The sequence below is a fragment of the Sphingobacterium sp. N143 genome (assembly GCF_030325625.1).
Classification (GTDB): Bacteria; Bacteroidota; Bacteroidia; order Sphingobacteriales; family Sphingobacteriaceae; genus Sphingobacterium.
In genome coordinates, this window is sequence record NZ_JACAIS010000012.1 from 130,986 (window position 1) to 144,359 (window position 13,374).

The 13,374-nt window shown below is 42.3% G+C and carries 9 protein-coding genes; 1 reads left to right on the forward strand and 8 read right to left on the reverse strand.

Annotated features, from left to right (window positions below; all coding sequences use genetic code 11):
* Nucleotides 1–28 precede the first annotated feature (28 nt).
* From HX021_RS20550 to HX021_RS20560, 3 genes are all read right to left on the reverse strand, one after another.
* The gene (locus HX021_RS20550; protein ID WP_286592482.1) at nt 29–3,343 is read right to left on the reverse strand and encodes a DEAD/DEAH box helicase; all 3,315 of its coding nucleotides are present in this window, start codon (nt 3,341–3,343) and stop codon (nt 29–31) included.
* On the reverse strand, nt 3,340–5,421 hold the full coding sequence (locus HX021_RS20555) for a TonB-dependent receptor (RefSeq protein WP_286592483.1): 2,082 nt from the start codon (nt 5,419–5,421) through the stop codon (nt 3,340–3,342). The genes HX021_RS20550 and HX021_RS20555 overlap by 4 nt, the downstream gene beginning before the upstream one ends.
* Nucleotides 5,422–5,647: 226 nt before the next feature.
* On the reverse strand, nt 5,648–6,958 hold the full coding sequence (locus tag HX021_RS20560; protein WP_286592484.1) for a BamA/TamA family outer membrane protein: 1,311 nt from the start codon (nt 6,956–6,958) through the stop codon (nt 5,648–5,650).
* Between the two features lie 239 nt (nt 6,959–7,197).
* On the opposite strand from HX021_RS20560, the gene HX021_RS20565 reads away from it, so the two are divergent.
* Nucleotides 7,198–9,090, forward strand: a complete 1,893-nt coding sequence (locus HX021_RS20565; protein WP_286592485.1) for a M1 family metallopeptidase — start codon at nt 7,198–7,200, stop codon at nt 9,088–9,090.
* Here HX021_RS20565 and HX021_RS20570 read toward each other — a convergent pair.
* The 5 genes from HX021_RS20570 to HX021_RS20590 all read right to left on the reverse strand — a co-directional run bounded on the left by HX021_RS20570 (nt 9,087) and on the right by HX021_RS20590 (nt 12,881).
* Nucleotides 9,087–9,701 (reverse strand): alpha-ketoglutarate-dependent dioxygenase AlkB family protein, encoded by a 615-nt coding sequence (locus HX021_RS20570; RefSeq protein ID WP_286592486.1) that lies wholly within the window; start codon nt 9,699–9,701, stop codon nt 9,087–9,089. The genes HX021_RS20565 and HX021_RS20570 overlap by 4 nt on opposite strands.
* Nucleotides 9,702–9,729: 28 nt before the next feature.
* Nucleotides 9,730–10,566, reverse strand: a complete 837-nt coding sequence (locus HX021_RS20575) for a methylated-DNA--[protein]-cysteine S-methyltransferase (protein WP_286592487.1) — start codon at nt 10,564–10,566, stop codon at nt 9,730–9,732.
* 79 nt (nt 10,567–10,645) lie between these two features.
* Entirely contained in the window at nt 10,646–10,933 is a 288-nt protein-coding gene (locus HX021_RS20580) for an Rdx family protein (RefSeq protein ID WP_286592488.1), read from the reverse strand.
* Nucleotides 10,934–11,067: 134 nt separating this feature from the next.
* A complete protein-coding gene (gene ygiD, locus HX021_RS20585; RefSeq protein WP_286592489.1) occupies nt 11,068–11,925 on the reverse strand; it encodes a 4,5-DOPA-extradiol-dioxygenase in 858 nt (285 codons plus the stop codon).
* Between the two features lie 116 nt (nt 11,926–12,041).
* Entirely contained in the window at nt 12,042–12,881 is an 840-nt protein-coding gene (locus HX021_RS20590) for a helix-turn-helix transcriptional regulator (protein WP_286592490.1), read from the reverse strand.
* Nucleotides 12,882–13,374: the final 493 nt, after the last annotated feature.

The window sequence follows — 13,374 nt, forward strand, 5'->3', positions numbered from 1 at the left end:
ACTATTGTTACCCCTCCCAATTGAATACCTATTGTAATATGTTCAGTAAATATTCCTTTTCCAGGTAGAATGTATTCAAGCTTCCACCATCTTCAAGAATGGTGCTGCTGATCTCTTTTTTATGTCGCTGCAGCGTTTGAATTTTGTCTTCCACTGTATTAGGACTAATCAGCCGCACAGCGGTGACATTCTTTTTTTGTCCAATGCGATAAATGCGGTCAATGGCTTGTTGTTCGACCGCAGGATTCCACCAAGGATCTACCAGATAGACCAGGTCGGCGGCGGTTAGGTTCAGCCCCGTGCCTCCGGCTTTTAGGCTGATCAGAAAAACACGGATCGCTGGATCCACCTGAAAGTCATTGACCAATTGACCACGATTTTTAGACTTCCCTGTTAAGATCAATGATTGAATCCCATTTTTAGCCAATGCCTGTTCGATCAGGTGTAGCATGCTGACAAACTGTGAAAAAACAATAATCTTATGTTGATCTTTTTTATGTTGGATCTGCTCCATAAGCATTTCAATTTTTGCTGAATCCTGGCTTGCGGTTAAATCTTCTCCTTGGAGTAATTGGGTAGAATTACATATTTGACGCAATTTGGTCAGTCCTTTAAGTACATGCATGGGGCTTTTTTTGATGTCATCGCCGTCCTTGGCAGAAATAAAATCACGGAATTCCTTTTCATAAAGATCATAGATCCTGCGTTGTGCGGTCTTCATTTCACAGTACAGAACGAGTTCATTTTTAACAGGAAGATCGTTCAATACGTCATTTTTTGTGCGCCGCAGGATAAAAGGTTTTATTTTTTCTTTTAGCATTTTTTTTCTTTTGCGGTCATGGAAGGCATCTATAGGAGTTGTATAAACATCTTTAAAATATTTCTTATTCCCGAGCAGGCCCGGGACAATAAAGGATAGCTGTGCGTAAAGATCCATGGTATTGTTCTCAATTGGTGTCCCAGTGAGAATAATACGACCTGTTGATTGTAATAGATTGACAGTCCTGTAGCGTTGTGAATCAGGATTCTTTATTTGTTGTGATTCATCCAATATAACGTAGTGGAATTTTAATTTCTTCAATACATTGATGTCAGTCAATAAATTATGATAAGAAATCAAGAGTATATCATAGGTTTGAAACAGTTCACTTAGCGTTGTTCGGTTGGCACCATCGAGTACCAGCATATTGAAAGATGGTAGAAATTGCTGAATTTCATGCTGCCAATTAAAGATCAACGTCGTGGGAAGCACAAGTAGTGTAGGTGCGGTTATTCCCTTCGTTTTCTGTATGGCAAGAAAGGCCAGGATCTGAACGGTTTTTCCTAGCCCCATGTCATCTGCAAGACAGGCTCCAAAGTGCAGGCTATCCAAGAAGTTTAACCATTGAACACCCTGTAGCTGATAGGGACGCAACGTGCCGACAAATGTTGACGGGATCTTCACTGGAGAAAATTGGGCTGATGATGACAGTTGTTTTCTTAAATATCCGAGTTCTGCTGTCACGGCAGGATCAAGCATATTTTTCTCAAAGATCCTGTCAATTTCATTAAACTTGTATTTTGGTATCTGCATGAAGTCGGCTTCTATGATCTCAGCTGCATTAAAATAAGCTTCAAATTTTTCCAACCATTCCTGTGGCAAGATGCCCTGGCTGCCATCATCCAGAAGAATATGCTGTGCGCGATTTCGGATAGCTTTTTCAAGCTTTTTCAGCGAAACGCTTTTGGGACCAAATTTGACCTGTATAGTAGCGTTGAACCAATTTTGTCCACTGCGTACTTCTACATGTATTTTTCCTTTGAATTGACTGAGCTTGTTTCCTTGGAGTTTATTGAATCCGATAATCTGTATGCCATGGCTGGTCCATTCATCGAAAGCGTCTAAAAACCAGTTCCTATCCAAAAAATACTTACGGTGCAAATAAAAGTGTTGAAAGCTACCTTCGTTCAATTGCTCTTGAAAGTGCTGATGCTGTTTGAGCAATAGCGAGATCACTTCTGTCTCAGCCTCCCTTTTTCTGTCCACTAAAAATTGGGAGCCTTTTGCGTCCGTACCGAATATATTTCTTTTGCTCAATATAGGTACTTCAACATCGCCATAGCGCATGACAGGAATCAGATTGACAAAATCAGCTGATTCTTCCAGAAATAGAAGGGGCTGCATATCCTGATAGTAAAGATTTTCCTTCAGCTGGGGTTTGCTTGCTTTTGGAATATCCTTAAAATGCAGTTCCACCGAATCTGCCAGAGGAGCCAGAAATAATTTATTGAATTCTTCAAACTTATTGCGGTGTACCAGCAGCTGTTCTCCCTTATTCCCAAATAGACGGATCAGTTTAAGATGGAGCTTATCTTCCACCAGATAAAGCTGGTTCCTGATCCGGATAAAGTGATCAAAAAGAACGGCCAGGCTATGCAACTCATATACTATACCGTGAATTTGTAAATTGCCTTTGATGGAATAGAAGGATTCTTTTTTTTCGATCTGCAGCTTGAGCTCCCCTTTGTTCACGCTCATCTGGATGGGGGACAATGAATTGGCGGAAACATGTTCAGTTCTTTCATAATCGTGCAGATAAAAATCCAGTGCCAGAGGATTTTTGACAATTGCCCGTAACGTAGGAATGATGGTAATATTCTGCTGTTGTACAGGTTGGGTTAATTGATGTATGGCTGTAAAAAACTGTGTTTCTTCATTGGTATTTGTGCGCCAGATATGCCTTTGGCTTTCCATGGGTGTTATGGGATTTTTTGGGGTTCCCGATTTTGACAGCGCCGCCTGGCAGAGTAGCACCTGTAATTGCCTGTAATACCGGTTGCGGGTCAGTACAACAATCGTATGCTGTGGTGCTGCCGGGGATTCTGAGACTGTGGGAGGTAGGGTATCCAGATCAAAATCATCGATCGAGGTTAAATGCTTGTCTATTAAGGTGAACTGTAGTTCACCGTCTTTTATATTCGCCAAAAAATAATGCTCCAAGTCGGCTTCATCTTGTAAGCCATACGGAATGGCAATCTTTTTTAAGAGGTGCTGATAGCGTTTTTTGTCAAAAAAAGACAACCAGGTCTCTTGTCCAAATAATTTTGTCAAGACTGCTTTTTGGTGACTGCAAAAACCTGTTTGCGAGCAATTGCACAGCAGGGAAGTCGTGACGTCTTCATAGGTCAGTATGACCTGAAAATCGGTATAGTTATCAAATGCCTGAAAGCGTGCATGGTTAAACTCCATCGCTATTGCTTTGACCTGGATGTGGGCCAAGCTGTTGTCCATCCACGGAAAATAAGAATAACGGCTCACCATGGTGAAGTTGATGTTGGTCAGCGTATATTGATGGAAGTTCATGGTGTTGTCTTAAAATTGATGTTCATGCCAGCATAATAATTTCGCAGTGGGGCAGGATTGAAGTAGCGGCCTCCAAAAGCATTGATGTCATTACCGAGGCTATATTTTTCATTCAGTAGATTATCCGCACCGACAAAGAATTTGAGATGATGTTTACGGCCAATAGTTTTAGTCCAGGATACTTTTCCCTGTAAAAGATGATATCGTTTTGCATAAACTGTGTTGGCATCATCCAAAGGTATTGCCGAAGTTAAATTGGAGAGCAGGTCCATACGCAGTTCATGAGGAAAAAGAATGTGCAGGGTATTTACCAACACCGTGTTAGGCACAGCCGTGAGTTTGTTGCCACTAAAGTCATGCTCTCCTGCTTTGTAGGTTTTAAATACATAGTCATGGTAAGAGAAATTGCTGGCAAATTGTAAGCTGCGGAAGATTCCACTAGACCGGGGGCTGATCAAATATGCTGATAATGAGGTCTCAATTCCTTTTTGATCAATTTTTCCGGCATTTTGAAAATATTCTGCACCGTTTTCTCTTACCTGCCTGATAATAGCATCATTCATTTGATAGGTATAGGTGGCGGCATCCAGCACAACCCGTCCATTCCACAGATGCCATCGTATGCCCAATTCATGATTGGTGCCGGTTTCTGGTCGGAGGTCGGTATTGATCCTATTGTCTGAGGAGCGTACCTCTGCAATGGTGGGAGCTGAAAATCCTTTAGAAATGGATGCCCTGAAGGCAATTGCCGGAGCCACTAAATAGGATAGGGCAGCACGGGGCATCCAGGTATGACCAAAATGAAGAGCTGCTTTGTCCGCTTGCATAATAGGATAGCGTTGTTGGTAAGACATCTTGTTTTCATTCAGACCCATGGACAATTCAAGCTGTAATCGTTCCAGCCAGGTTAATTGGGTGCGGACAAAAAACGATTGCTGACTGTTCTCAAGTTTATCTTGGGCCTGTGGATTTCCGGCAGTACCTTGATTATTGTCATAATTATCCACATCATACCAGCCTTTCTGAGCTTCCAATCCCAACTGAAACTCATATTTCAGAGATTTACTGATCAGATCCATATATGACAAATATAAGCGTGTCCCCCAATTCTTCTCATCCCTTTTTTCATAGTTTGTGATAAAAGGGTTTTTTATTTGGTTGGATGAACCGAATATATTCGCAAATAATGTCAGCTTCGAACTGATGTGTGTCTGATTGCTCACTCCACTGAAAAATGTTTTGTCGTAAATGGCAGCCCGTTGTTCTGCGGCACTGGGATTTGGTCCTGCTTTGGGACGCGATTGCCTACGATCACTTTCCAGCTGGGCAAGTGTCAGACCACCAGGTGTTTGATAGCCCAGGTCGGCATAAAAACCGGTGAACTTTAATTCAGAATGATCCGAGTATAGCCAATTATAGTTCAGCTGGATGTTTTTTTTGTTTAATGCCGAATGCTGTCGATAACCATCACTGCGTGTCCAACTCTGGTTGACTGTCAATTGTTGGGTCTTGTTTATCGGAAGCACCGCATTGAGCTGCTGTTGAAAGAGGCCATAGGAGCCTCCGGTTAATTGCAGGTTGACTGCTGGTTTGTTCACAGGATTGAACCCTTTGCTATAGATAGATAGAACACCACCTGAATTAGCCCCATAAATAGAGCCGTCGGGTCCTTTCAGTATATTGATCTGATCAATGGCATAAGGGTCGATCAGATTGAGGTAGGTATTTCCACCAGCATCCGTAAGGGGAAAATCATCTATATAAACCTTGATATTGCGCACACCAAATGGAGACCGGATCATACTGCCACGTAGTGCCAGACGGTAGCTTCCCGGGGAACGCTCTTCCATGCGGATTCCGGGTACAGTATTCATGGCTGATACCAGTGAAGGTGATTGCTGTGACTGAATCATGTCCGGGCTTAACACGGCTGCTGAAGAGGTCAATCGCAATAAAGGTTGTTTGTTGAAGTAAGCCTTAATTTCTACTTGTTCTAGCCTATTGCTGGTACTGTCTGTCGTTTGTGCATATAGCTTACTGCAGAGACAAAGTGCAGTAAGCAGGTAACTTCTTTTCATGCTAATATTAGATCTATTAATCCACGGACGCTTCCTTAAAATAAATTTCAAAAAATTGCATTGCCCCGTACCAATAATCCTACGATGAAATAGAGCGCAACAGCTCGCAATTTCACGATTATTATTTCCAAAGGGAGGGCTGTTGCTTTACTTCACAGGGGCGGCAACAGCAGGGGCTAATGTAATCATTTTATATGCTAAAAGCAGTTTTCAGCGAGCCTTAAAATTAGAACGCTTCATTTAACCCCAAAAAGAATCCCCGGGATCCATATTTTCCGAAGGCATAGTCCAGGCAAAGGTTGGTCCGTGTAGCTTTGTTGAACAAAACGCGAAGTCCAGCTCCACCTCCGGGTTGCCATCGTTCAAAAAGTTTAGTGCCCAATTCGTCACTCGCACTTTGAAGGTTAAAAAAAGCAGCACCACTCAAAAATCTGTTTTTTAGAATCGGAAAGCGATATTCTGTTTCAGCATAACCAAATGAAGTCCCTTTAAAGTAACCAAGTGTATAGCCACGTCCGCTTCTTACGGCGACGTCCCTTCCAGTACCTGGTAATTCAAAATAGGGGAGTGTACCTCCTAATTTGTAAGAGCCCCAATACCAAAAAGCGAGCACATGTGCCGGATCGGACTCTGATAAACTGAAATACTTACGGAAATCCGTGCTGAGCTGTACGGCATTTTTGCTGCTTCCGAGCAATGTGGTATTCCAGCGTAGCCCAATATCTGAATAAATACCTTTGTAAGGCCTATTGGGGTTGTCGCGCGTCGTATATTGCATATTGAACAAGAGACCATTGGAATTATAGCTGTCCGGTTCAAAGCCGTGTTTCTCGGTATAGATGCTATTCGGGGTGATATTGCCCATCGGACCATTGCTGATGATTTTTCTGCGCAGGTCAAAAGCTACTCCCGCACCAAGAAAAAGGCCATCCGCCACGCGTTTATAGACTTTTTCATTAAAGGTGAAGGCGTTATATTTTGCGCCATATTTCTGATGGTCGGGGTTGGCAACTATTTTCTCTTCCTCCGTGTTCCATTTACCCTGGGGCGTCATCCCCAAGCCCGCATCGAGGGCAACCATTTTTACCAGAGCAAATGTGCCCTGAAAATTTAATTTGTTGTTTGGGGTAAATACATTATGACTGATATAAAAAACCATAATGTTTTTTGTCGTGATGGAAGCAGAGGTAGCAGCGATTGACATCGTCGTGGTCTTCGGATCGCCCAGGACCTTCCCGGCAACAGCTTTAATACCGATCTGTCCGCCAATCGTAGGGTTATAGGCAATGTTGGGCATTAATGTTATGGGCGAACGTCTGCTGGAGCGTTCTTTCTTCCGCTTGGGATGAATGATCCTGCCGATTAAGTCAGATATGTCATATTGGCTTGCCAGGGCTGAATCCGGGTGGATCTTATCGTTGGATACAGTATCTCTTTTTTCTTCAGATTGAGCATTAAGCGAATTGGGGAATAAGGTCAAAAGGAGCCATAAGAATGTGAAATAATGTAAATATCTATTGCGTAAAAAATGCTGCATACATTCGGGTTTATCTTAGAAGTAAACGTCAAATATATTAAAATGTTTTCTATGGTAATGGACATAAATGTATTTAAAATTAGCCGTGGAGCTATTTGAATGAATGGTATTTGGGGGACGATTAGGGTACTAAAAGGGAAATCTCGGTAGGTCCGTTCAGGGAATTTGTTGGTATGCGATGCAATTAAACTTGCAAATAAGGGCAAATTTATCTTAGTTTGGATATTTAATATGAACATATGATAGGACGAAGTATATATCATTGCGGACTGGCCCTGCTTTTATTGACAGGAGTTGCTCAGGCTCAGGAGCTTTATACCCCAAGAAATATTAAGCATGCCATTGAAAAAGGTACACGTACCATGACTGGAGTTCCAGGGAAAAACTATTGGCAGAATTTTGGTAAGTACCATGTTCAGGTACAATTGGATCCTGTGGCCAAAAAAGTGAGCGGAAATGAAACGATCCGTTATACCAACAATAGTCCCGATACGTTAAAGCAGCTGGCAATTCGATTTGTCAATAATGTGCACAAGCCAAATGCTGTTCGTGCCAACTACGCCTCAGATAATTATCTGACATCGGGGTTAAAGATCAGGTCATTCAAGCTCAATGGACAAGTGTATGAGGTGGATAGTAAAGATTGGGGGACAGTCAAGCTGGGTGATTTCGGTCAGGCAATTCTTCCTGGAAGTACCGCTACTTTAGAAATCAGCTGGGAGTATCCATTGTCTGCCGAGAGCGACAGGGATGGGATGTTAAATGCATCTTCTTTTTATTGTGCATATTCCTATCCCCGGGTGTCTGTGTATGATGATTACAATGGCTGGGATGTGCTGGAGCACAATGGCAGGCAGGAATTCTACAATGGTTTCAACGATTACCAATTTGAAATCTCGGTTCCCAAAAATTTTGTTGTCTGGGCTACAGGTGAATTGCAAAATGCTTCGGATGTATTGCAAAAACCTATTTTGGAGCGTTTTGAAAAATCAAAACAGACCAGCGAGCTGATACATGTCGCGACAGCTTCGGAAATGAAAGCCGGGACCGTGACGGCTCAACAGGATTGGAATACATGGAAATTTACCGCGACCTATGTTCCTGACTTTTGTTTCAGTGTGAGTGACAATTACATTTGGGATGCATCCAGTGTAGATTTGGGAAGCAAACGTGTGAGCGTACAGTCAAGTTATGTGGCGGGGACACCAGATTTTGAACAGTATATCGGCTGGCAACAATACTGTATCGACTGGTTTTCCAAAAATTGGCCTGGTGTGACATATCCTTATCCGACTATGACCGCAGTGCAAGGTTTTGCCGATATGGAATACCCCATGATGATCAATGATTCCAGTGTGCCGGACAATTTGGAAGATGCAAGGCAAACAGCCGATCATGAGATTGCACATACCTATTTCCCTTTTTATATGGGGATCAATGAGACCCGGTATGGCTATATGGATGAAGGTTGGGCAACAGCGTTGGAATTTTGGATCGGAAACGAAGAAGTTGGAGCCGAAAAGAATAAAGAGCTTTTTAAAAACTCCCGTGTAAAACGTTATATTTTTGATCCATCGGCAGAGGAGGACCAGCCATTGATCACAATGACCTCACAACTGAATGGCCTGGGGTATGGCAATAATGCCTATATCAAAGCAGCTCTGTCCTATATTGCTTTGAGAGATTATCTTGGCGATGCGGTTTTTAAGAAAGCACTACATCATTATATGGACCTTTGGCATGGTAAGCACCCCACACCATGGGATTTCTTTTATAGTATCAATGCCGGAGCTGGACAGAATTTAAATTGGTTTTGGAAAAATTGGTACTTTACCAATAATTACATCGATTTAAAAGTCGAAAACTTTAAGCAATCCGGCGGTAAAAATACATTGACGATAGGCAATGTAGGTGGTTTTGCCGTACCTTTTGATGTGCTGATTACTTATATGGACGGTTCAAGTGAAACGAAACATCAGACCCCGAAGATTTGGCAGCAAAATGAAAAGCAGGCAACATTGACCTGGTCCTCTTCCCAAAAAGTGAAAAGCATTATGATTGATGGAGGTGTCTTTATGGACTACACAGCCAAAGACAATACCTGGGGACATGTAACCCCCACTAGGAACTAGTACAACTGATCAATGGTGCGGAAAGTAAGATTGACTCGTGGCATGCGTATTTTTTTGGTTGGAGGCAGACGGTGCCACCAATAGGTCTGAGTAAGGTCTTTCATGACCAAAAGACTACCATGTCCGAGGACAATGTCAATTTTTTCTTTGCTTGTTTTGTGTTTGAACGCAAACTTTCTTTCTGCTCCAAAGCTCATGGAAGCAATGGCTCCATTTTTTTTCAGGTCTTTTTCTCCATCACTATGCCAGGCCATTCCCTCTTCACCGCTATGATATAAGTTCAATAAGCAGGAATTATACGTCTCCTGTGTTTCAGTTTCGGCCAGTGCTTTTAATTCCAACAGTTCCTTTGTCCAGGGGAGTGCTCTTTTTGTCGTATTGGAATAGCTATACTCAAAAGACTGATCCCCATACCAGGCAACTTTACGTTTGGTGACAATTTCATTGCCGAAAATAATGGCACGGTCATTTACCCATTCGATCGTGTTCAACAGTATATTCAAATAGTGGTTTGATTTCTCCTGGTTTAGGATCTTTCCATAGTAATTGACAGTCCCATCATAAGGGAGAATATTTTTATTACCGTCGAAGAGGTTCTCGAATAATTCCATGTGCCTTATTTTTAATTTACGGTATTTATTATATCGCAGTATGCAGGCTTTCCCAGCCGATCATCGCTGTTTTTCGCACCGGATCCCATCGGTAACCACCAAATATTCCTGTATTTTGAATAACCCGATGGCAGGGGATGAGGTAAGCAATTGGATTGCTTCCCACGGCTGTACCTACAGCACGTGAGGCCTTGGGGTTTCCGAGCTGTGATGCAATGGCACCATAAGTGCTCAAATTACCCATCGGGATTTTTAGCAGTGCTTCCCAAACTTTTAACTGAAATTCGGTTCCTTTTAAATGCAGTTTTATCTGACTAATATCTTTATCTTGGGGATTTAATGCTTTTAAAGCATTGTCATGCATCCGGTTTGTTTGCTGTTGATAATTTGCATTTGGGAAACGTTGTAAAAGTGTTTCAAATGCAAGCGCTTTATTCTCCTCATAGGCAATGTGGCAAATACCCTTTGGAGTGGATGCAATGATGATGGGGCCAAAGAGGGTTTCATAATATTGATATGAAATAAGTAGGTTGGCTCCATCATTCTTATATTCAGCAGGAGTCATCCCTTCGATATTGATAAACAATTCATGTAGTCTGCTGCTACTTGACAGCCCGAGCCGAAAGGTGGTTTCTGCAATATTATTTTCCTTCAGCAATGATTTAGCATGGTTTAGACTGATGTACTGTAAAAACTTCTTGGGGCTTGTTCCCGCCCAGGCGGTAAACATCCGTTGAAAATGAGCTTCGCTCATGTAGACATGGGAAGCGATCTGGCCCAATGTAGGCTGAGCCTTAAAGTTCTCCTGTAAGAAATGTATAGCCTTGGCGATACGTTGAAAATCTACTTCTTGTTGAATAGTCATGATTGTCTATTTAGTTTATACAAAATTGCTAAGAAGGAGAAACTTATAAAATCCGATTTATGCTAAATTGAGTCAGTGCCTAAGGATGTCTGTCCGAATGTCCCAATGATTTTTCTGGTGCGACATGATCGCGGATCAGTTGTTTCAGTTCTTTTATTTCAGGGAATCGCCCTGCTTTTTTCCGGTCGAATACTTCTTGGGTATCTATACGAACGGTATAGCGACCGGCGATTTCGCTGGGGACAAGCAGGACACCATGGATGTCATCTGTGAATGAACTCAAGAGCTCTTGGGCCATATAGGCCGCCCGTAACATCCAATTACATTTTGGGCAATATTCAATTTCAATAACAGGTTTTGTTGCCATTGTTTAAACTACGATACATGTATAATTATAAAAACAAATGTATCGATCTCTCTGCTAGTATCAAAGATACTTTTGTCACAGAAATTTATAGATTGTTTGATCCTTGGTCGCCCGATAGCAGTTGGTGCAACTATTTATCCAATTTTTAGGGACGTCATAGTGAGTGACCCTGCCACTGAATTGTCGTTGAACAGCAGCAGGTCGTCATTTTTCTCTTGCAGGGCCAGGGCATAGATGAGCGGCAGGTAATGCTCCGGAGAGGGAATTGCGAGGTCAAACTCTTTGCCTTGCTGCCGGAAATCGATCAATGCCTGATGATTACTGTCCTGAATGAATTTTTTCATCTTTTCATTTGCGATTGTTGCCCATTCATAAGCATATCCTGCGGTATCAAGCTTGTCCCAGGCTACCATGCGTAGATTATGGACCATATTGCCGCTGCCAATAATCAATACCCCTTTTTTTCGTAGCTCAAGCAGCTGTTGAGCTATCTCATAATGGTAAGATGCCGGCTGAGTATAGTCGATGCTCATTTGTATGATAGGGACATCAGCATTGGGGTAAAGATGTTTTACCACGGACCAAGAACCATGATCCAGTCCCCACTTATCATCCAGATGAACTTCGGTTTTGCTTATTATGCGCTGGGTTTCCAAGGCCAGGGTAGGGCTGCCTGGCGCGGGGTACTGTACATCAAACAGTGCTTGAGGGAAGCCACCGAAGTCGTGGATGGTGGCTGGATGTTCCATGGCAGTGACAAATGTTCCACGTGTCTCCCAATGGGCCGAAACAACGAGAATTGCTTTTGGCCTTTGGAATGTTTGCCCTATTTTTTTGAAACCCTGAACAAATTCATTGTCCTCTATTGCATTCATGGGGCTTCCATGTCCCAGAAACAGCACTGGAAACTTGTCTGTTGATTCAAGTTCTGCCGAAAATTTATATAGGGAGCTCGTCTTTTGCGCCAGCCCTGATAAGGGTAATGTTGCCATAATTTTAATAAAATCCTTTCTATGCATTTGAAAATCTTAAATGCGTCACATACTAGTAGGCAAAGATAATCCAGGATAGCAATAAGGGGGTAGTAATTTCGTGTCAATCTGTTGTACTATTCAGAAATAAGCTTTTGCATTTCCGTTCTAAATTCAGAGGGAGTTATTCCGGCTTTCTTTTTGAAGACATTGGTAAAATAAGCTTTCTCCTGATAGCCTAACTCAAAGCCTATCTCTGAAATGCTCCTATTCGTTGTTAATAGTAAATTTTTGGCTTCAATGAGCTTCCTGGTCTCAATAATTTCTGAGACACTCTGTTGCAGTATATTTTGGCAGATTAAATTTAAGTTTCTCGCTGACATGAAAAGCTTTTCCGCATAATAGTTGACTCCTTCAGGCCGTCGATAATTTTCTTCTAATATGGACAGAAAACTGGTGAACGTTGTACTTTGGTTCTTCAATTGCTGCTGCACATCGGGAAATTGTCTTTTCCGCTCAGACTCAATCATGGTAAAGATGGTGCTGAGCAACTGTTTGATTACGGCATAATCTACGGTAGATTGCCGGGTTTCCTGCTGCATCATGTAGCATAAAGTAATCAATCTGTCAAAGCAGGCTGCGGTCGGGAATGTCAATGTTGCGTTCTCATGGAAGTGTGCATAGAGCTGGAATGTCGTTTCAGGAATGAATTCACTTTTGAATCTGATGACCCAAAAATCAACTTCATCATCTTTTAAAAGTGGTTTTACACGGTGGTTTTTTCCTTGAGTGACAAAACTAATGAATGGAGCAGAGTAGGTGTTTGTCTTAAAATCAATAAAATGCTCGAGCTGTCCTTTTACCCCAATGATCAATTCTTCGAAATCATGTTGATGAACTTCGTTTTTTGATTGTTGGATGCGTACTGTCTCATTGGCATCAAGTTGATAGATTTTGAAAAGATCATTCAACATCATGAAGAAGATTAAGATATCATTTATACAAATATACGGCTTAAGTTGAACATATGATTTGGACATCTGATTACCAGCTTATCCCCAACGTCCAGTATAGTAAAGTATTTAATCCAAACTAACAGGGATTTAGTAGGGGATTAACAAGGATTTACCTCTGTTATACCCCTGTTAACCCCCTGTAAAACCTAGGCTATTTAGAAGGAAGATCTACACCTATTCCGGAGCAGGTCCGATGCTGAGGTCGGGCCGTCCACGGTGGAATGCAATGCCCCGGGCAGGCGTTTGCCTTTTTTTATACCTGCCCGTTGGGTGGTGCTTCCTCGCGTGGCCCCCTTTTGGCGGTCCCGATGCCCTGCTTTCAGTCCCCAAGGCCTCGTTCCTCAAAAAGAATCTACCAAGTTCACAGCGAGTTACCTGGATATTGAAAGAAAATAAAACAAAAGGCTTGGAATTCTGCACGAAATCTCCCTATCTTTGCACCACTCCGCAAGGG

What these genes read in the sequence shown, in the direction of transcription:
- HX021_RS20550 (WP_286592482.1), bottom strand. Translation starts at nt 3,343, where the DNA reads ATGAACTTCCATCAATATACGCTGACCAACATCAACTTCACCATGGTG.
- HX021_RS20555 (WP_286592483.1), bottom strand. Translation starts at nt 5,421, where the DNA reads ATGAAAAGAAGTTACCTGCTTACTGCACTTTGTCTCTGCAGTAAGCTA.
- HX021_RS20560 (WP_286592484.1), bottom strand. Translation starts at nt 6,958, where the DNA reads ATGCAGCATTTTTTACGCAATAGATATTTACATTATTTCACATTCTTA.
- HX021_RS20565 (WP_286592485.1), top strand. Translation starts at nt 7,198, where the DNA reads ATGATAGGACGAAGTATATATCATTGCGGACTGGCCCTGCTTTTATTG.
- HX021_RS20570 (WP_286592486.1), bottom strand. Translation starts at nt 9,701, where the DNA reads ATGGAATTATTCGAGAACCTCTTCGACGGTAATAAAAATATTCTCCCT.
- HX021_RS20575 (WP_286592487.1), bottom strand. Translation starts at nt 10,566, where the DNA reads ATGACTATTCAACAAGAAGTAGATTTTCAACGTATCGCCAAGGCTATA.
- HX021_RS20580 (WP_286592488.1), bottom strand. Translation starts at nt 10,933, where the DNA reads ATGGCAACAAAACCTGTTATTGAAATTGAATATTGCCCAAAATGTAAT.
- ygiD (WP_286592489.1), bottom strand. Translation starts at nt 11,925, where the DNA reads ATGGCAACATTACCCTTATCAGGGCTGGCGCAAAAGACGAGCTCCCTA.
- HX021_RS20590 (WP_286592490.1), bottom strand. Translation starts at nt 12,881, where the DNA reads ATGATGTTGAATGATCTTTTCAAAATCTATCAACTTGATGCCAATGAG.